Origin of the sequence: Burkholderia sola (assembly GCF_905400185.1) — a bacterium.
In the GTDB taxonomy this organism is placed as follows: Bacteria; Pseudomonadota; Gammaproteobacteria; order Burkholderiales; family Burkholderiaceae; genus Burkholderia; species Burkholderia sola.
Genome location: NZ_FR989675.1, coordinates 1,640,981 through 1,660,086, shown reverse-complemented (window position 1 = coordinate 1,660,086; position 19,106 = coordinate 1,640,981). Strand labels below are relative to the sequence as shown.

Below are 19,106 nucleotides of genomic sequence, written 5' to 3'. Positions count from 1 at the left end.
TCATTCAAGGTACCGAAATGATCAACCCGACCAAGCAGCGGAACCTCGCTTCCGCGACCGCCCATCCGGTCACCAACCGCACGCCCCTGATGCGCGGCGCCGATCATCGCGCCCGCATGCAATCGCTGATCCGTACGGCCGGCATGCTGCCGGTGCTGCTGGTCCTGTGCGTCGGCTTCGGCTTCCTGACCGACGGTTTCTTCACGCTGCAGAACCTGTCGATCGTCACGCAGCAGGCGTCGATCAACATCGTGCTCGCCGCCGGCATGACCTTCGTGATCCTGACGGGCGGCATCGACCTGTCGGTCGGCTCGGTGCTCGCCGCCGCGGCCGTCGCGGCGCTGATCGCGTCGACCATTCCCGGCTGGGGCTGGCTCGGCGTGCCGTTCGCGCTCGTCGTCGGCCTCGTGTTCGGCGCGATCAACGGCGGACTGATCTCGTTCCTGCGCCTGCCGCCGTTCATCGTCACGCTCGGCGCGATGACGGCCGTGCGCGGCGTCGCGCGGCTGATCGGCAACGACACGACCGTGTTCAACCCGCAACTGCCGTTCGCGTTCATCGGCAACGGCTCGATCCTCGGTGTGCCGTGGCTCGTCGTGATCGCGTGCGCGGTGATCGCGATCTCGTGGTTCATCCTGCGCCGCACGGTGCTCGGGATGCGGATCTACTCGGTCGGCGGCAACCCGGAAGCCGCACGCCTGTCCGGCATCAACGTGCGGGCGATCCAGCTGTTCGTGTATGCGGCGTCGGGCCTGCTCGCCGGCCTCGGCGCGGTGATGTCGGCCGCGCGCCTGTATGCGGCCAACGGCCTGCAGCTCGGCCAGTCGTACGAGCTCGACGCGATCGCCGCGGTGATCCTCGGCGGCACGAGCTTCGTCGGCGGCGTCGGCTCGATCGTCGGCACGCTGATCGGCGCGCTGATCATCGCGGTGCTGACCAACGGCCTCGTGCTGCTCGGCGTGTCCGACATCTGGCAGTACATCATCAAGGGGCTCGTGATCATCGGCGCGGTCGCGCTCGACCGCTACCGCCAGCGCGACTCGGCCCGTACCTGATACCCGTCTCTTACCATTCAACCATCAAGGTGCAGGCAGGTCCTCCTGCGCCCGTTCGCCAACAGACCTCTCGGAGACACAACGACATGTTCAAGCACACCGCCGCCCTGACCGCCGTCGCCTGCGCACTTGCCTTCAGCGCCGCCGCCCATGCAGCCGACAAGCCGCTGAAATCGATCGGCGTCACGGTCGGCTCGCTCGGCAACCCGTACTTCGTCACGATCGTGAAAGGCGCCGAAGCGCGCGCGAAGCAGCTCAACCCGAATGCGAAGGTCACGGCCGTCTCGGCCGACTACGACCTGAACAAGCAGTTCACGCAGATCGACAACTTCATCTCCGCGCACGTCGACATGATCCTGCTCAACGCGACCGATCCGAAGGCGATCGAGCCGGCGGTGAAGAAGGCGCAGGCAGCCGGCATCACGGTCGTCGCGGTGGACGTCGCGGCGGCCGGCGCGAATGCGACCGTGCAGACCAACAACGTGAAGGCCGGCGAACTCGCGTGCGACTACCTCGCGAAGAAGCTGAACGGCAAGGGCAACGTGATCATCGAGAACGGCCCGCAGGTGTCGGCCGTGATCGATCGCGTGAACGGCTGCAAGGCCGTGCTCGCGAAAAACGCCGGCATCAAGCTGCTGTCGAGCGACCAGGACGGCAAGGGCTCGCGCGAAGGCGGGATGAATGCGATGCAGGGCTACCTGACGCGCTTTCCGAAGCTCGACGGCGTGTTCGCGATCAACGACCCGCAGGCGATCGGCACCGATCTCGCGGCGAAACAGCTGAACCGTCCGAACATCGTGATCACGTCGGTCGACGGCGCGCCCGACATCGAGGTCGCACTCAAGTCGAATACGCTCGTGCAGGCGTCGTCGAGCCAGGATCCGTGGGCGATGGCGCAGCAGGCCGTCAATGTCGGCTACGGGATCATGAACGGCCAGAAGCCGGCCAACCCGATGATCCTGATCGAGCCGACGCTCGTCACGCGCGACAACGTGAAGACCTACAAGGGCTGGAGCGCCCCACGCTGATCGCGGCGAGCGCGCCGCCCGCCCGCGACGCCGGGCGGTGGCGGGCCGCGTCGCCGCGCGCGACGGCCCGTACTGCCCGACCGTTCAGATTCAGATCAACCGCCGTACGGCCGCGCGCGACGCCGCGGCACAAGGTTTCAACATGACGACGACGTTTCCCCGCCTGATCGTGTTCGGCGAAGCGCTGACCGATTTCATCCGCGACGACGCAAACCACTGGCACAGCATCGCCGGCGGCTCGTGCTGGAACGTCGCGCGCGTCGGCGCGCGACTCGGCGTGCCGACGGCCTTCGCCGGCACGGTCAGCCGCGACACCTTCGGCGACGAGCTGATGCGCAAGAGCGCCGACGCGGGGCTCGACATGCGCTTCATCCGGCAGGTCGACCGCGCGCCGCTGCTCGCGATGGTCGTATCGAAGCAGCCGCCCGACTATTTCTTCATCGGCGAAAACAGCGCCGATCTCGCGTTCGATCCGGCCGACTTGCCGGCCGGCGCGTTCGACGCGGCCGACATCGTGCACGTCGGCTCGCTCGGCGTCGTGCGCGAGCCGCTCGCGTCGCGCCTGATCGCGCTCGCGCAGGCCGCGCGCGCGGCCGGCAAGCGCATCTCGTTCGATCCGAACTTCCGCGCGCCGATGGCCGCACCGTCGTATCGCGACACGCTGCGCCGGTTGACCGCGCTCGCCGACTGGATCAAGGTATCCGACGAGGATTTGCGCGGGCTGTTTCCGGAACTCGACGAAGCAGCCGCGCTCGCGCAACTGCGCACGTGGGCGCCCGACGCGACGATGCTCGTCACGCGCGGCGCGGCCGGCATGCAACTGCTGCATCGCGATACCGTGCTGTTCCAGCCTGCGTTCCCGACTGAAGTCGCCGATACGGTCGGCTGCGGCGATGCGAGCATCGGCGGCTGGCTCGCGAGCCAGCTTGCGCGGCCCGATGCGTCGGCCGCCGAGCATCTGCGCCACGCGGCCGCGTGCGCGGCCGTGGCGTGTGAACATGCGGGCGCCTATGCGCCGACGGCCGCGGAAGTGGCCGACATGATCGAGCGCACCGCCGCCGGCGCCGCGCTTTCGCCATAGACGGCGCCGACGCGCCGCGCCGTCACGCGGCGCTCGTGCCTTCGCGGCCGCCGCTGCCGTTCGGCGGCCTGCCCGCCTGCAACAGTTGCAGGCTCTCGTCGACGCTCAGCTCCGACATCACGTCGGCGTGCAGCGTACCGTCCGCCGCGCGGCGCAGCGCATGCAGTGCGTGCACCTTGAGTCGCACGAGCGCGAGCCGCAGCCCGCGCGCCGCGCATTCGGCCGCGAACGTGCGCAACGATTCGATCGTCGTGCCGTCGACATCCGGCGTTTCCTCGAGACTCACCATCACGGTATGCGTGTCCGGCGCGGTCTTCAGCAGCGCCCGCACGCGATTGAGCATTCGGTCCGCGTTCGCGAAGAACAGCTGCGCCTCGGGCCGCACGATCAGCACGCCCGGCACCGATTTCGCCTCGGCATGGCTCGCGACGTCGACGAAATCGTGGCTGTCGCGCAGCCGGCCGAGCACGCTGACGTTCGGCTCGGACAGCTTGCGCAGCGTCAGCAGCAGGCTCACGCCGATGGCCGCGAGCAGCCCGTGCAGCACGCCGAGCACGAGCACCGCGAGCAGCGCCGCGATCACGACGAGCCGGTCGCGATGCCACGCCCAGTACGGCCGGAACACGGACGGATGCAGCGAATGGCTGACGGCGAAGATCACGATCGCCGCGAGCACCGGCTCGGGCGTGCGCGCGAGCTGCGGCAGCAGCAGCCAGACGATCAGCGCGACCACGCCGGCTGCCCACAGGCCGGCCACGCGCGACTGCGCACCGGCCGCCTCGTTCGCCGACGTCGCCGAATAGCCGGCGCCGACCGGCATCCCGTGCAGCAGGCCCGACACGAGGTTCGCGCAGCCGAGCGCGACGAGGTCGCGGTTCGGCGATACGGTATCGCCGTGCTTCAGCGCGAAATTGCGGATCGATCCGTACGATTCCGCGTACAGGATCAGCATCAGCGCGAATGCGAGCTCGACCGTCTGCATCCACGCATTGCGATCGAGATGCGGCAAGCCGAATTCGAGGTGCCGGAAGTCGATATGGCCGACGATCGCCATGCCGTACCGCTGCCAGTCGACCGCATAACTCGCCGCGATCGACAGCACGATCACGACGAGCGTCGCGGGCACGCGCGAGCGGCGCCCGAGCACGAACAGTAGCGCGAGCGCGGTCGCGCCGAGCACGACGCTCGCGAGATTCGCGTGCGGCGCGCCGGCGAGCAGGTCGAGCGCGACGTGCGGCGCGTCGCTGTGCTGCACGGCAATCGCGAGAATCTTCGGCAGCTGCTTGATAACGATCGTCAGCGCGAGACCGAACGTGAAGCCGCGCAGCACAGGCCGCGCGACGAAATCCGACATGCCGCCGAGCCGCGCGACGCCGGCCAGGATGAACAGCGCGCCCGTCATCGCGACGAGCGCCGCCGCCAGCGCGAGCTGCGCGGCCAGCGCCATCCCCGATTCGGCGAGCACGGTCGCGGCGAGCACCGCGGCCGACGACGACGTCGACGACACGATCGCGAAGCGGCTGCTGCCCGTCAGCGCATAGACGACGAGCCCCGACAGCAGCGCGATCAGGCCGGCCTGCGGCGGCAGATTGGCGAGCCCCGCATACGCGACCGCCTCGGGAATCAGCAGGCCGGCAATCGACAGGCCGGCGAGCGCATCGAGGCCGACGCGCCGCGTGCGCGGCGCGGGCGGCGCGTCGAGCGTCGCGAAATGGTCCGGATGTTGCGGGCCGGCGTCGGGGCGGATCGGGGCGATCGTCATGAGGCGGTGCGCGCCGTGCGCCGGTCAGGGTTTGACGGCAATCACGCCCGACCAGCCGGGCAGATAGCGCGCATCCTGCTCGTGCGCGCGATGCAGCGCGACGTCGAGCGCCTTCGCGAAGTTCTTGCGGATCTGGTCGAGCGTCACGTGCTGGCGCAGATAGTCGGCCCACAGGAATTCGCTGAACGGCGTCGCGTCCTTCGCATAGCCGCCCGCCGTGCGCAGCTCGCCGGCGAGGCTGCGGTACGGATCGTCCTCGAGGCCCGTCAGCGCCTTCGGCAAATGCGCATAGTCGCGCCGCGAGCCGTCCGGGCCGAACGGATGCACCCACTGGTTGTGTTCCATCATCCGCCAGAAGATCGTGTCGTCGAGCCACGACAGATCCTTCAGCAGCATCGCGTTCACGCGTGCCTCGCCCTCCTCGATCAGCGCGAGGCCGAGATGATGATGATCGGTGATGTAGTGCAGCCCGCCCGGGCCGAGCACGGCCGGGAACCAGTGCGATTCGATCGCGGCCTTGCGGGCGCGCCGGTTCAGCGCCTTCCAGTGCTTGCGCTTCGCCTTCACTTCGCGATAGCCGACCGTCATCTGGGTCGGACGCAGCGCGTCGAGCCTGACGGGAATGAGATGAACGTCGTTGCCGAGTGCCATGGTCGTACCCCATGTAGCGAAATTCCGGCAACGATACTCCTGATCGCGCGCGCCGTTAATCCGTCATCGTCTTGATCCGCGTTCGGTCGACGATCCGCGACGCCCGCTGCCTGCACGACGCCGCGCTACGCGCGCAAATCGTTGCGTTCGAGACGATGCCGGATGTAGGGAATGCCGTCGTGCACGATGCTCACGCGCCGCATTCCGAGCTTGCGCGCCACGTTCAGCGAGCCGCTGTTGGCCTCCGCGATATCGGCGATCACGCGCGGCAGGCGCACGGTGTCGAACGCGTGCCGCACGACGGCCGCCGCGGCTTCGCTCGCGATGCCGCGCCCCCACGTCGCACGCACGAGCCGCCAGCCGATCTCGACGTCGCGCGACCCGTCCTTGTAGTCGGGGATCAGCAGGATCCAGCCGATGAACACCTCGGGCGCGGCCTTCTCGAAGATCGACCAGTAGCCGAGACCGGGCGGATAGTCGCGCGTGATCCGGTGCGTGACGAAGCGGCGATGCTCGACGGGGTCGTGCCACGGGCCCGCGATGTGGCGAGTGACCTCGGGATCGCGATCCATCTCGATACACGCATCGAGATCGGCCAGCACGCGCGGACGCAGCCACAGCCGCGCGGCTTCGAGCACGGGCAATGCAGTGGCGGAACGGTCGTTCATCGGGACTCCTGATTCGGTGGCGATGCGCAGCGCGCGCATTACAGAACTGATACAAAAAGCCTTCCGGAATGATACAGAGTCCGGTCGCGCGCCTCGCGCGGCTCCGTTTCCATTTCCGAAACAGTGCATTTCGTAGGGATTATTCCCGATTCGCGGCTATCGCGCCCCACCTCGCGCGGCGCGCAAGCCTACACTCGATCAGTGCCCCGCGCCGCGCGCGAGCCGGGCCGGCATCCGCATGCAGAATCGCGAGCGCGCAAGCCAACGAGGAGACCCGCACATGAGCTGGACCCGCGAGCAACGCAACGTCACGATCGCCGCCTATCTGGGCTGGACGCTCGATGCGTTCGACTTTTTCCTGATGGTTTTCGTGCTGAAGGACATCGCCGCGGAATTCGCGTCGACGATCCCCGCCGTCGCGTTCGCGCTCACGCTGACGCTCGCGATGCGACCGCTCGGCGCGCTGATCTTCGGCCGGCTCGCCGACCGCTTCGGTCGCCGCCCGACGCTGATGGTCAACATCGCATGCTATTCGCTACTCGAACTCGCGTCGGGTTTCGCGCCGAGCCTGACCGCGCTGCTCGTGCTTCGCGCGCTGTTCGGCATCGCGATGGGCGGCGAATGGGGCGTCGGCTCCGCGCTGACGATGGAAACCGTGCCGACCCACGCGCGCGGCCTCGTGTCCGGGCTACTGCAGGCCGGCTACCCGAGCGGCTATCTGCTCGCGTCGGTCGTGTTCGGCCTGTTCTACCAATACATCGGCTGGCGCGGGATGTTCATGGTCGGCGTGCTGCCCGCGCTGCTCGTGCTGTACGTCCGCGCACACGTGCCCGAATCGCCGGCCTGGAAACAGATGGAGAAGCGCGCGCGCCCGAGCCTCGGCGCCACGCTGAAACAGAACTGGAAGCTCACGATCTACGCGATCGTGCTGATGACCGCGTTCAACTTCTTCTCGCACGGCACGCAGGATCTCTATCCGACCTTCCTGCGCGAACGGCACCACTTCGATCCCCATACCGTGTCGTGGATCACGATCGTGCTGAACATCGGCGCGATCGTCGGCGGGCTGTCGTTCGGCGCGATCTCGGAGCGGATCGGCCGGCGCCGCGCGATCTTCATCGCCGCGCTGATCGCGCTGCCCGTGCTGCCGCTGTGGGCGTTCTCCAGCGGCGCGATCGCGCTCGCCGCCGGCGCGTTCCTGATGCAGATCTCGGTACAGGGCGCATGGGGCGTGATACCGGTTCACCTGAACGAGATCTCGCCCGACGAGATCCGCGCGACCTTCCCCGGCGTCGTCTACCAGCTCGGCAACCTGCTCGCGTCGGGCAACGCGACGATGCAGGCGTCGCTCGCCGTGTCGAACCACGACAATTACGGCTTCGCGCTCGCGCTCGTGGCCGGCATCGTCGCCGTCGCGATCGCCGTGCTGATCCTGTTCAGCCGCGAGCGGCGCGGCATCGACATGACGCAATCGGTCAATACGCGTACCACTACCGGGTGACCCCGCACGTTGCGGCACCGCGTCATCGCGCGCGCCGCGCCCCGCCGGGCGCGGGCGCCGTGCTTTCCGCACCCGCACATCGAACTAGAGGAATTGATCCAGATTCCGCGCTTGCCCGGTCCGCCCGCGATTTTTTATCTTAATAAAAACGACTGTTTGAATCAGATAATCAAATCACCAGTTCGCGGCCGGGAAACCGGCATGGGAGGCGGAACATGGCAGTAAGTCAGGAGGGGCGGCCATCCGCGGGACGGCCGTCGGGGGCACGGTCATCCGGCACGCGGCAGACCGGCGGGACGAAGGCGCGCATTCTCGATGCGGCCGAGGACCTGTTCATCGAACATGGCTTCGAAGCGATGTCGATGCGGCAGATCACGTCGCGCGCGACGGTCAATCTCGCCGCGGTCAACTACCACTTCGGCAGCAAGGAAGCGCTGATCCACGCGATGCTGTCGCGCCGGCTCGACCAGCTGAACCAGGAACGCCTCGGCATCCTCGACCGCTTCGATGCGCAGCTCGGCACGCACATCACCTGCGAGCACGTGCTCGGCGCGATGTTCATTCCGGCGCTGAAGGCATCGCGCAACCCCGAACGCGGCGGGCCCGGGTTCCTGCGGCTGATCGGCCGCGCGTACACCGATCCTTCGCCGTTCGTGCGCAACTTCCTGACCGCGCATTACGCGAGCGTCGCGGGCCGCTTCTTCGACGCGTTCCAGCGCGCGCTGCCGCACCTGCCGCGCACCGAGCTCGGCTGGCGGCTGCACTTCGCGATCGGCGCGCTGTCCGGCGCGCTCGCGGGCGCCGAAACGGAAAGCCTGATCGACGAATTCTCGCAAGGCCGCACGATGAACGACGTGCAGATGATCGCGCGGCTGTCGTCGCTGATCGTCGCCGCGCTGAAGGCGCCGATGCCCGACAGCGCTCAACTGTCGATCTTCGCGGCGGTACTCGACGACGCGGGCGCAAGCGAAGCGTTCGGGCTGCCGCAGTCGTGCCCGACGACGACCGCCGAGGCTACGACACTGCATTCCACGAACTGAGCGCGCGAGGCCACGCGCGGCTTCCTGTTCACGATTTGATTGATACGCGCGGTCGGGCACGGCGTCGAGACGCCCGCGTCGGCCGGCCGCGAAGCACGGGGCATGGGCAGGCGCTGACGCGCGGGCCCTCGCCGAGAGCCAAGACCGGAGACACGTCATGTCATCTTCCGCAGCACCCACCTCGGCCCAACTTCCGCCGAACACCGACGCCGTCTGGTACGCGTCGTACCCGCCCGGCGTTCCGCACGAGATCGACGTCACGCAATACGCGTCGCTCGTGCAGTTCTTCGACGAATGCACGACCCGCTTCGCCGAGCGCGTCGCCTACGTGAGCGCCGGCGCGTCGATGACCTACCGCACGCTCGCGCAGAAGGTCGACGCATTCGCGTCGTATCTGCAAAGCGTCGGCGTGAAGCCCGGCGACCGTGTCGCGATCATGCTGCCGAACACGTTCCAGTATCCGGTCGCGCTGTTCGGCACGCTGAAGGCCGGCGCGATCGTCGTCAACGTGAACCCGCTCTACACCGCGCGCGAACTCGCGCATCAGTTGAAGGACAGCGGCGCGCAGACGATCGTCGTGTTCGAGAACTTCGCGCGCACGCTGCAGGACGCGCTGCCGGAAACGCAGGTGAAGCACATCGTCGTCACCGCGCTCGGCGACCTGCTCGCCGACGGCCTCAACGCGAAAGGCCGCCTGATCAATTTCGTGCTGAAGCACGTGAAGAAGCTCGTGCCGGACTACCACCTGCCGCAGGCGATCCGGCTGCGTTCCGCGCTCGCGCTCGGCGCGCGCGGCAAGCCGCAACCGGTGCAGATCACGCGCGACGATCTCGCGTTCCTGCAGTACACGGGCGGCACGACCGGCGTCGCGAAAGGCGCGATGCTCACGCACGGCAACCTGATCGCGAACCTGCTGCAGGCGAAGGCCTGGATCGCCGACCAGGTGTCGGGCGACGTCGAGACCGTGCTCACGCCGCTGCCGCTCTATCACATCTATTCGCTGACGGTGAACGCGTTCATCTTCATGGGGCTCGGCGGGCGCAACATCCTGATCGCGAACCCGCGCGACATGAAGATGGTGATGAAGATCATCCGCCACGAGACGTTCACGGGCATCACCGGCATCAACACGCTGTACAACGCGTTCCTCGACAACGAGGAATTCCGCAAGCGCGACTTCTCGAAGCTCAAGCTCGCGATGGCGGGCGGGATGGCGATGCAGCGCGCGGTCGCCGAGCGCTTCCAGCAGGTGACGGGCCGGCCGGTGGTCGAAGGCTACGGCCTCACCGAGTGCTCGCCGATCGTCACGATGAATCCCGTGGACCTGAACGACATGGCCGCGTTCAGCGGTTCGATCGGGCTGCCCGCGCCGTCGACCGTCGTGCGCTTTCGCCGCGAGGACGGCACCTGGGCCGCGATCGGCGAGCCGGGCGAGCTGTGCGTGCACGGCCCGCAGGTGATGCGCGGCTACTGGCAGCGCCCCGACGAGACGGCGAAGGTGATCGACGCCGACGGCTGGCTCGCCACCGGCGACATCGGCGTGATGGACGAGCGCGGCTTCATCCGCCTGATCGACCGCAAGAAGGACATGATCCTCGTGTCGGGCTTCAACGTGTATCCGAACGAGATCGAGGAAGTGCTCGTGATGCATCCCGGCATCAGCGAAGCCGCGGCGATCGGCATTCCCGACGAGGTCCAGGGCGAACGGATCAAGGTGTTCGTCGTGCGGCGCGACCCGTCGCTGACGGCCGAGGACGTGCTCGCGCACTGCCGCAAGAACCTGACCGGCTACAAGATGCCGAAATTCGTCGAGTTCCGCGACGCGCTGCCGCAGACGAATGTCGGCAAGATCCTGCGCCGCGCGCTGCGCGACGAGGAACTCGCCAAACTCAAGGCCGCGAAGCAAGGCTGAACGATCCATCGCTCCGGGAGACGCCGTCGATGAACGAACGAATGAAACGCCGCGCGCGGCATGCCGCCGTGGCGACCGTCGCGTGCGCGCTGGCGCTCGCGCAAGCCGCGCTGCATGCGCAGGAAACGGCCGGCGCCGAGAGCGCGGCGCAGGCGGCCGCGCTGCCGGCGGAGCTCGCGAAGGTCACGCACGAGCCGGTTGCGCAACAGGCGCGCTGGCTGCGCACGGCGGCCCAGCGCGGCACGCTCGCTCAGCTCGACGACACGACGCTCACCGCGCTCTTCAAGGCGCTCGATCCGCTCGCCGTGCCGCTCTATATCCGTCACGGCCCGAACGGCTATCCGTCCTACCAGTTCACGATGGTGCGCCAGGAGCGCATCAGCGGAAAATGGCCCGACACGCCCGATCGCATGCTCGTGAAGACGACCCGCGAGCCGCTGCGCCTGTATGCGAAATGGCTGCCGGGCGGCGCGCATGCCGGACAGGAGACGATCTACGACACGACGCAGCGCAAGGACGAGATGTACGGCCACCTCGGCGGCCTGCTCGGCAAGATTCCGCTGTGGACGGCGATCGACGGCGCGCTCGCGCGCGCCCAGTCGAATCATCAGGTGAAGGATCTCGGCACCGAGTTCATCGCGAACCTGTACCTGACCGAAGGGAAGAAATACGTGGAAGCCGGCGTGCAGCGGCCGACCGACGTGGAGGCCCGGACGATCGACGGCGTGCGCGTCGTCGCACTCACCTACGAAACGCCGACCGGCCGGCCGCAGTTCTATGCGAAAAAGGAAGTGCTGGGGCTCGACCTGCACGCCCCCTATTTCCGAACCGTCGAATCCTATGACAACGACGGCAGGATCTTCGAGCGGATCGTCATCGAGAAAATCGCGCCGACGCCCCTCGACGACACCGCATTCGACCCGAAAAACCCGGATTACGCGTTCTGACGCGCGTCGGCGCGGCTCACCGCGGGTTCAATCGTCATCGTCGTCGTGGTGACGATGCCAGTGCTTGTAATAGTGCTTGCGCCACTTGCGGTAGCGGTCGTCGTCGTCATCGCCGTAATAGCCATACCCGTAGCCCGGATAGGCGACGACGGCGGGCTGCGGCGCTACATAGACCGGCGCCGGCTCGACATAGACCGGTGCTACCGGCGCGACCGGTACGCCGATGCCGACCGACAGATCCACACGCCCCGCCATTGCACTGCCGGAAACGAGCAACGCCATGCTCCCGATCACCACTGCGACTTGCCTCTTGTTCATGCTCCGCATCCCTGATAAGCCGGCCCGCCCGGCTCGCGCGACCAATGTAAGCGCAGCGCGCGCACCGAGGTGATACGGGGCTGCGAGAGTCGTAACGCAGCGTAACGAAACGGCTTCGGCCGTTCGGCCTAATCGCGAAAATGCGCCGGAACGTCTATAGTGGGTTACGGTTCGACACAATCGCGACTGCGCGCTCCCCTATCGAACAGGGTAGAATTCCGCCAAACGCCTTGTGGACGAACACGCCACACACACGCACAACATATTCTCTGACGCAGGCTCCTGCCGCACCTCAATGGCCAATCCCGCAGAATCCCATCCGCAAAACGACTTCATCAATTCGGCGCGCAAGGAACGTAAGCGTGTTGAAATCTATCTCGTCAACGGCATTCGTCTGACGGGATGTATCGAGTCGTTCGACCAGTATCTGGTGATGCTGCGCACCCCCGTGGGTCTGCAAGGCATCTACAAGCGCGCGATTTCCACGATCCAGCTCGATACGGGCGGCTCGCGCCCTGGCGGCGGCGGCCCCCGCGGCCCGCGCACCGGCGGTCGCCCCGGCGGCCGTGAAGGCGGCGGTCACAGCCCGTACGGCTCGCACGGCGGCCCGCGCGAATCGCGCGGCGACGGCGGCTACGGCTCTCGCGAGCCGCGTGAAGGCTACGGTTCGCGCGAACCGCGTGAGGGTTACGGCTCGCGTGAGCCGCGCGAAGGCTACGGCGCTCCGCGTGAACCCCGCGAAAGCTACGGCGCGCCGCGCGACACCGGCGACGCATCCGGCAACGCCGCGCCGTCGGATTCCCGCGGCGGCAACGGGCCGGTCATCGTGACGCGGCGCCGGCGAATCGTGCCGGACGGCCAGTAAAACAAAAGGGCAAGCCAACCGGCTTGCCCTTTTCACTGGTACGGCCGGCGCGGCACGTCGCCGCACCGCCGCCGCGACCGGGTTCAGCGTGCCGTCGTCGGCAGGCCCGCGTTGGCCTCGCGCTGCAACGAACGCACCTGCTGCTGCAACGCCCGCAGTTGCGACTGAAGTTGAGCCTGTTGCGCCTGCAGCGTCGCCGTTTCGCTCCGCACGCTCTTCTGGCGATCCGCCACCGCCGCCTGCTGCTGGCGGGCGATCGAGATGTCCGCCTGCAGACGCCGCGCGCGGTCCTGCACGACTTCGATCTGCTTGTCCATCTGCGCCTTCTGCGATTCCAGCTTCGCCGCGCGCAGTTCGTCGACGGCCAGCCGCTCGGCCTGGTGCGAGAAATCGCGATAGATCGCTTCCGCTCGCGCTTCGTTGTAAGTCTTGATCACGCGCCAGAACGCCTTTTGCTGAAACAGCGCGACGAAATACGCACCGTCCTTGACGTTGAACAGCAGGCTCGCGCCGTAGCTGCCGTTGTAGCTCGTGCGCATTTCCGTCAGCGAATGCGCCTGGATCTGGCGCTGCAAATCGTCTACCGTGCTCGGCCCCGTCGACTCGCCGGCCTGCGGCTGCACCGACGTCGGTGCCTGCGAATCGATCACCGGAATCGCGGCCACCGGCGCCGACGCCGGCTGCACCGCCGACGGATCGCTGCCTGCCAGCCCCTGCGCGAACGCGCCTTGCATGCCTCCTACCAGGGCGAGCAATACGCTCACCCGCCCCAACCCCGTCATATGGCTCATGAAGTTTTATTCCCGCGCGGATCGTTGTCATTCCACGCGATTTTATCTCATTAATTACTCGCTTTCGCGGGTCTCGGGCTCTTCGTCGAAGATCTGGTACTTGCGCATTTTTTCCCACAACACCTTGCGGCTGATGCCGAGCTGCTGGGCCGTGTCCTGACGCCGCCAACCGTTGGCGTCGAGCGCCGCGATCACACGGTTACGCTCGTTCATGTCCCACTTGCTGCGATCGACGAACACCTCGGCCGCACTCTCCGCCGGCACCGGCTGGGCCGAGCTGCGTGCGTGCGCGATCAGCCGCTGCAGCCGCGCGGCATCCCAGCCGCCCGTCTGCCGCACCGTCACGCCGACGCGCTCGGCGAGGTTGCGCAGTTCGCGCACGTTGCCGGGGAAATAGCTGTCCGCCACCGAATCCGTGAGCCAGTACGGCAGGTCCGACAACTCGGCGAGCCGCTCCTCGCCGACCACCTGCGCGACGAACGACTTGAACAGCGCGATCTTGTCCACCGCACCGCGCTCTTCCAACGACGGAATGCTCAGCTCGATCACCGCGAGCCGGTAATAGAGGTCCGCGCGGAACAGCCCTTCCTTCACGAGCTGCGGCAGCTTCTTGTTGCTCGCCGCGACCAGACGGAAATCGACCTTGACCGGCGCCGTCGCGCCGACGCGCAGCACCGCGCCATCCTCGAGCACGCGCAGCAGCTTGACCTGCTGGTACAGCGGCAGATCGCCGACTTCGTCGAGGAACAGCGTGCCGCCGGCCGCCTGCTCGAAATAGCCTTTATGCGCAACAACCGCGCCCGTGAACGACCCTTTCGCATGGCCGAAGAACAGCGATTCGAACAGGCCATCCGGAATGGCGCCGCAGTTCACCGGCACGAACTCGCCGTGCCGATAGCGGGAATGCTTTTCGTGCAGCAGTTGCGCGATGCGCTCCTTGCCGACGCCGGTTTCGCCGTGCAGCAGCACGTTGGTGTCGCAGTCGGCGAACGTATCGACTTCGTGCAGCAGCGCCTGCATCGATTCGGAGTGCGCGACGAGTTCCGACGGCTGCAACGTTTCGGCGGCGTGCGCGCGCAGTTGCGTGACGAGCTTGCCGATCATGCCGCGCAGTTCCGCGCACGTGAAGTCGAGCGGCAGGATGTGCGAGTACTCGGGCGGATACTGCGACGCGTCGTGGTCGCGCGCCGCGCCGACCCAGACGACCGGCATGCCGATATTGGCCTGCCAGTCGCGCAGGAATGCCGCGCCGCCTTCGATCATCGTCACGCTGATGATCGCGAGCGACCGCCGCATCGCGGCGCGCTCGGGCGAGACCGTCGCGTTGTCGGCGCGGATCACTTCGACGTCGAAGCTCGCCATGCACCGGGCGACGCGGTCGACGATGTCCGCCTTGCCTTCCCAGACGTACAGGTCGAGCTCTTCGATTGCGGGCGTATTTCTCATCTGATCTGCTTCTTCAGTAAACCGTTTGGGCGACCCCGCAATTGAGCGAGATCTGATGGACCGTCGCCGCACCGACCTGGACGCCGAGGAGATTCAGCAGCGGAACGAGGACTGCGTCGAGACTCGACAGGAGCGGGCCGAGCAGGCCGGTCAAAAACGTGAGCAATGTGGAGACGAAGTTCCCCGGGACCGTCAGGACGTTGGCGCCGAACAGGCCGAGGTTGACGGTGATATTCGCAGCCGCGAGTTGCGTCAAAGCCGAGCTAAGCGCCGAACCGAGCGCATTCGAGTTCACCGTCCAGTAATTCGCATCGATCCCCGGTACGCCACTGAACGTATGCGATTGGGACGCGCCTTGGACCTGAACCGATATGTTGGACATGGAAACTGTCAACTGGGCCAGCCCGAGAACATTGGAGTTGATGATCTGTGCAGGCGACGTACAGCTGTAATTCGACGACAGGCTGATCTTGCCGGATGAATCGAGCGGCGGCTTGCCGATGCACAGATTGGCCACGCCCGGTTGGGCGGTAATGACGGCCGTGCTTGCCGCCTGCGTGGAAGCGCATTGCGTCGAGTTCAATGTGGCGGTGCCGGTACCGGCCTGAAGATAAATCGGCAAATTGACATCGACCTTCACGTTCAGCAACGCCAGCAAAGCGCCCAGCAGCGGCAACTGCGCCGTCCCAAGATAGACATTCAGATACACACCCACCGCCGCCGTCGACGCCTTCGTCCGCCACGTTCCCGTCGCCGGATCCTTCCCACCCTCGCCAACACCGATCGACGGCGGGCTGATGATCTGCACCTGCAACTGCGTCCCCGTCAGCCCGCCGAGATTCACCGACGGCACGTTGACCGCGACCGCCGGCTTGCCCGTTGCCGCGATCTCCGCACCGACCATCAGCAGATCAAGCAGATCCACCTGCGCGTTGAGCGCCGCCTGCGTATCCGCGAGCGCGACGTTCAGCAACCCGCCCGCGCCGCCGAGACCGATCGACGTGCCCGGAACGTTCGCGTTCAGAATCGCTTGCAGCGTCGCAATGCTCGCCTGCAGGCTTGCGTTCGCGACGGCCGTCTTCGTGGCCGCGTTCACCATCAACTGGATCAGTTGCGGCAACGTGAGCTTCAGCGCGAGCAGTTGATCGACCGTGCCGACGCCCGCCGCCACAACGAGATCGCCGACCGTCACGTTCGTGCACGCCAGCGCTTGATACGATGCGATGTTCAGGTTCAGGTTGGCGCCCAGCAGCGCGCCGATCAGCCCGTTGACGAGCCCCGGATTGCCGGACGCCGGCGCGGATCCGCCCGCGCAACCGACCCCGCCGAGCGCGGCCAAGGTTGCACCAACCGAGAATGTATCGATGTTCGTCGAACGCGCGGTCGATACCGCGGATATCGTCTGCGGGGGTCCGACGAAGAAGAACGGCACCTGACGCCTGACGATCACCTTGGCCGCGTTCAACTGCGTGGCCCCGGATGTCGCGGCAGCGTAGTAGCTCGGTGACGGGTTGACCGACGTATCCCAACGGCCGCACTCGATGTTGATCGTGTCGCCGTTCGACGCGTTGAGCCCGTTCGACTGCGCGTTGCTGGTCGCGGTGGCAGTCGGCTGCGAACAGGCGTCGTCCATCCTCTGCACGGCCGCGAGCGCGGCCATGTCGGCAATCCGCTGCACGTCCCGACGCTGGTAAAAGAGATTACCGACGCCAATGGCGCCAAGCGTCGTAATGGCGATCAGCGTCGCGATGATCGCCATCACCGAGAACGCGCCGCGCTGTCGTGACGCGCGACGGATCGTGCCGCCACTGTGCCGGATAGTCACCGTGGTGCTCCGTCAGCGCGCGAGATCGCCACCGGACAGTCCGCCGCTGCCGCCGCCGCTACCGCCGCCCGACGCCGACATCGTGCCGAACCACTGCGGAATCGGCGTCTTGAACGAGTCGATATAGCGCTGATAGGCAAACGTACCGGCGGCGCCATCGATCGGTTGCGGCGTGGCGGCCGCGCGGTTCGAGCGCTGCAGGTCGAGCAGCGCACTCGTCGCATGACCGATTTCGGCCGCCGGCGTGTCGCCTTGCGCATGCGCGACGCCCGCCCCCAGCGAGCAGGCGAACGCGATGCCCACGGCCCACACGCGGATTGAGGAAAGGTGAAACATGATGGCCTCCGTGAATATCGTCGTTATCGCGCGAAACGCTGCAGCAGCGGCACGGCAAGATCCAGATTGTCGCTGCTCGCCACCGACGGCACGGACACATTGGCCGGCGCATAGGCGGTGGCGCGTTGCTTCGCGCGCATCGCGGCCGCGACCTTCGTCTCGTCGTCTCGAATCTGGCCGCGCACCGCGGGCGACAGCTTCTGCTGATCCATCAGCCGCCGCGCGTCCTTCGCATGACCGGTCGCGAACAGGTAAAGCACGAAGTTGCTGAGAATCTTCGGGTTCTTCTGCTCGAGTTCGGCCGCCTTCAGCAGCGGCACGCGCGCGCCCGCCAGATCGCCTTCGCGCATCTTCGAATAGGCGAGGTCGGACAACGTCGCCGCATCGGTCGGCGCAAGCGTCGTCGCCTGTTCGAGCCGCTGCGCGGCCAGCGCGAAATCGCCGCGGGCGCCGGCGGTCAGGCCCAGCCCGCGATAGCCGCGCGCGGCGAGCGGCGTCGTCAGCAATTGGGTATAGGCGGCCACGCCGGCGTCGTATTGGCCGGTCGCGCGCAATGCGTCGGCGCGCAGCAGGATCGTATCCGGCGATGCGCCATATTGCTTCTCGTACTGATCGATGTGCGCGAGCGACGCAAAATACAGCCCCTGCGCCTGCATCCGCTCGATCAGGCCCAGATACATGCCCGGCGTATCGGGCGTCGCATTCTTGTCGGCGGCGGCCTGCATCAGCGCGCCACGTTCGGCCTGCGCACCGATTCCGTATCCGGACTCCTTGAACATCGCGCACCCGCTGGCCAGCAACGCGCACGCCGTCGCGCCTGCAATCGTGCGAACCCACCCCAATCGATTCATCTTGTGTCGCTCCTTCCCCTCATGCCGCATCAGCGCTGAAACGCAGCGAGCGCGGACAGCACGGTCATGATCCCGGGCCCCGCGGTCACGATCAGCAGTGCCGGCAACAGCGTGACGATCATCACGCCGGTCATCTTCACCGTCAGGCGGCCGATCTGCTCGCGCAGCGTCGCGCGACGCCCTTCGCGCAGACGATCGCCGAATTGCTTCAGCGGCTCTTGCACCGCGCCGCCATGCTTGTCGACCTGAATCAGCAAACGCACGATCGCGCGCAGATCCTCGTTGTCGAAACTGTTCGTCAGGCGTTGCAGCGATTGCTCGCGCGTGCGCCCGGCCGCGAACTGCCGCTGCGCGACGCCGAGCTCCCACGACAGCACCGGCAGCATCGTCTGAAAATCGTGCGTGACGACCTGGATGCTCTGGTCGAGCGACAGGCCGACGCCCTGCAGCAGCCGCAACATGTCGACGAGCAGCGGCAGTTCGGCCCCGATGCTCTGCCGGCGCGCGGTCGCGCGCCGGCGCACGTAGATTTTCGGCAGCATGTAGCCGGTCACGAGCGCGACGGAGATCCACAACGGCCAGCGCGTCTGCTGCCCGCGGCCGATCAGGACCAGCACGGCGAGCGCAGGCAGCAGGATCGCGCAGACGATGCGCGCGCCGACGAACAGCGCTCTGGCGCGCACGTCGACGAAACCGCACTGCTCGAGCAACTGGCGGTCTTCGTCGGCGATCAGATACCGGCTGAAGCCGGTCTCGAGCCACCGCATCCCGACGTCTTCGAAGCGTTCGCGCAGCCCCGCGAAACGGACGCGCGGCGCGGCAGGCGCCGCCGCGTCGCGCGCGGGCTCGGTGGCACCGGCGCGCGCGGCGGCCGCTTCGATCGCCGCTGTCCGGCGATCGAGCGCATCCACCAGCGCGCGCTCGGCACGCTGCACGAGCACGATGCGAACGATCGCGAGTGCGGCGAGCAGCAGCACGCCGACCGATCCGAGCACCAGCGCAAGGGCGCCTAAACGGTTTGCATCCATC

18 protein-coding genes are annotated in these 19,106 nt (G+C 67.1%); 8 read left to right on the top strand and 10 right to left on the bottom strand.

Annotated features, from left to right (window positions below):
* The first annotated feature begins 17 nt into the window (after positions 1-17).
* The 3 genes from KR541_RS07655 (at position 18) to KR541_RS07645 (ending at position 3,164) form a co-directional block, all read left to right on the top strand.
* Positions 18-1,055 carry an ABC transporter permease subunit gene (locus KR541_RS07655; protein ID WP_050012519.1) on the top strand — a complete coding sequence of 346 codons (1,038 nt, stop codon included), beginning with the start codon at positions 18-20 and terminating at the stop codon, positions 1,053-1,055.
* 86 nt (positions 1,056-1,141) lie between these two features.
* A complete protein-coding gene (locus KR541_RS07650) occupies positions 1,142-2,083 on the top strand; it encodes an ABC transporter substrate-binding protein (RefSeq protein WP_050012518.1) in 942 nt (313 codons plus the stop codon).
* A gap of 142 nt (positions 2,084-2,225) precedes the next feature.
* Entirely contained in the window at positions 2,226-3,164 is a 939-nt protein-coding gene (locus KR541_RS07645) for a carbohydrate kinase family protein (RefSeq protein WP_050012686.1), read from the top strand.
* 22 nt (positions 3,165-3,186) lie between these two features.
* Here the strand turns inward: KR541_RS07645 and KR541_RS07640 are convergent, their stop codons facing one another.
* The 3 genes from KR541_RS07640 to KR541_RS07630 all read right to left on the bottom strand — a co-directional run bounded on the left by KR541_RS07640 (position 3,187) and on the right by KR541_RS07630 (position 6,245).
* Positions 3,187-4,926 carry a SulP family inorganic anion transporter gene (locus KR541_RS07640; protein WP_204383825.1) on the bottom strand — a complete coding sequence of 580 codons (1,740 nt, stop codon included), beginning with the start codon at positions 4,924-4,926 and terminating at the stop codon, positions 3,187-3,189.
* A 24-nt stretch (positions 4,927-4,950) separates the two neighbouring features.
* On the bottom strand, positions 4,951-5,577 hold the full coding sequence (locus KR541_RS07635) for a ParB-like protein (protein WP_050012516.1): 627 nt from the start codon (positions 5,575-5,577) through the stop codon (positions 4,951-4,953).
* A 125-nt stretch (positions 5,578-5,702) separates the two neighbouring features.
* Positions 5,703-6,245, bottom strand: a complete 543-nt coding sequence (locus KR541_RS07630) for a GNAT family N-acetyltransferase (RefSeq protein WP_216089475.1) — start codon at positions 6,243-6,245, stop codon at positions 5,703-5,705.
* A gap of 280 nt (positions 6,246-6,525) precedes the next feature.
* On the opposite strand from KR541_RS07630, the gene KR541_RS07625 reads away from it, so the two are divergent.
* The 4 genes from KR541_RS07625 (at position 6,526) to KR541_RS07610 (ending at position 11,645) form a co-directional block, all read left to right on the top strand.
* Positions 6,526-7,746, top strand: a complete 1,221-nt coding sequence (locus tag KR541_RS07625) for an MFS transporter (protein WP_124630427.1) — start codon at positions 6,526-6,528, stop codon at positions 7,744-7,746.
* A 215-nt stretch (positions 7,747-7,961) separates the two neighbouring features.
* Entirely contained in the window at positions 7,962-8,786 is an 825-nt protein-coding gene (locus KR541_RS07620; protein ID WP_050012514.1) for a TetR/AcrR family transcriptional regulator, read from the top strand.
* A gap of 157 nt (positions 8,787-8,943) precedes the next feature.
* On the top strand, positions 8,944-10,698 hold the full coding sequence (locus KR541_RS07615) for an AMP-binding protein (protein ID WP_050012513.1): 1,755 nt from the start codon (positions 8,944-8,946) through the stop codon (positions 10,696-10,698).
* A gap of 29 nt (positions 10,699-10,727) precedes the next feature.
* Positions 10,728-11,645 carry a DUF1571 domain-containing protein gene (locus KR541_RS07610; protein ID WP_050012512.1) on the top strand — a complete coding sequence of 306 codons (918 nt, stop codon included), beginning with the start codon at positions 10,728-10,730 and terminating at the stop codon, positions 11,643-11,645.
* Between the two features lie 27 nt (positions 11,646-11,672).
* On the opposite strand, the gene KR541_RS07605 is transcribed toward KR541_RS07610, so the two are convergent.
* The gene (locus KR541_RS07605) at positions 11,673-11,963 is read right to left on the bottom strand and encodes a hypothetical protein (protein WP_089488641.1); all 291 of its coding nucleotides are present in this window, start codon (positions 11,961-11,963) and stop codon (positions 11,673-11,675) included.
* 295 nt (positions 11,964-12,258) lie between these two features.
* Here KR541_RS07605 and hfq point away from each other — a divergent pair, with 295 nt between their 5' ends.
* A complete protein-coding gene (gene hfq, locus KR541_RS07600) occupies positions 12,259-12,828 on the top strand; it encodes an RNA chaperone Hfq (protein WP_006495323.1) in 570 nt (189 codons plus the stop codon).
* Positions 12,829-12,911: 83 nt separating this feature from the next.
* Here hfq and KR541_RS07595 read toward each other — a convergent pair whose 3' ends face one another.
* The 6 genes from KR541_RS07595 to KR541_RS07570 are packed head-to-tail and all read right to left on the bottom strand — an operon-like array spanning position 12,912 to position 19,105.
* Positions 12,912-13,619, bottom strand: coding sequence for a DUF2968 domain-containing protein (locus tag KR541_RS07595; RefSeq protein ID WP_050012510.1), 708 nt, complete (start codon positions 13,617-13,619; stop codon positions 12,912-12,914).
* A 54-nt stretch (positions 13,620-13,673) separates the two neighbouring features.
* Positions 13,674-15,065 (bottom strand): sigma 54-interacting transcriptional regulator, encoded by a 1,392-nt coding sequence (locus KR541_RS07590; RefSeq protein WP_050012509.1) that lies wholly within the window; start codon positions 15,063-15,065, stop codon positions 13,674-13,676.
* Positions 15,066-15,078: 13 nt separating this feature from the next.
* Positions 15,079-16,890: a TadG family pilus assembly protein gene (locus KR541_RS07585; protein WP_050012508.1), complete on the bottom strand. Its 1,812-nt coding sequence runs from the start codon at positions 16,888-16,890 to the stop codon at positions 15,079-15,081.
* Positions 16,891-16,902: 12 nt separating this feature from the next.
* Complete coding sequence (locus KR541_RS07580; RefSeq protein ID WP_050012507.1) at positions 16,903-17,226, bottom strand: DUF3613 domain-containing protein; 324 nt, start codon at positions 17,224-17,226, stop codon at positions 16,903-16,905.
* 23 nt (positions 17,227-17,249) lie between these two features.
* Positions 17,250-18,077 carry a tetratricopeptide repeat protein gene (locus KR541_RS07575; protein WP_050012506.1) on the bottom strand — a complete coding sequence of 276 codons (828 nt, stop codon included), beginning with the start codon at positions 18,075-18,077 and terminating at the stop codon, positions 17,250-17,252.
* Positions 18,078-18,106: 29 nt separating this feature from the next.
* On the bottom strand, positions 18,107-19,105 hold the full coding sequence (locus KR541_RS07570; protein WP_050012505.1) for a type II secretion system F family protein: 999 nt from the start codon (positions 19,103-19,105) through the stop codon (positions 18,107-18,109).
* Position 19,106: the final 1 nt, after the last annotated feature.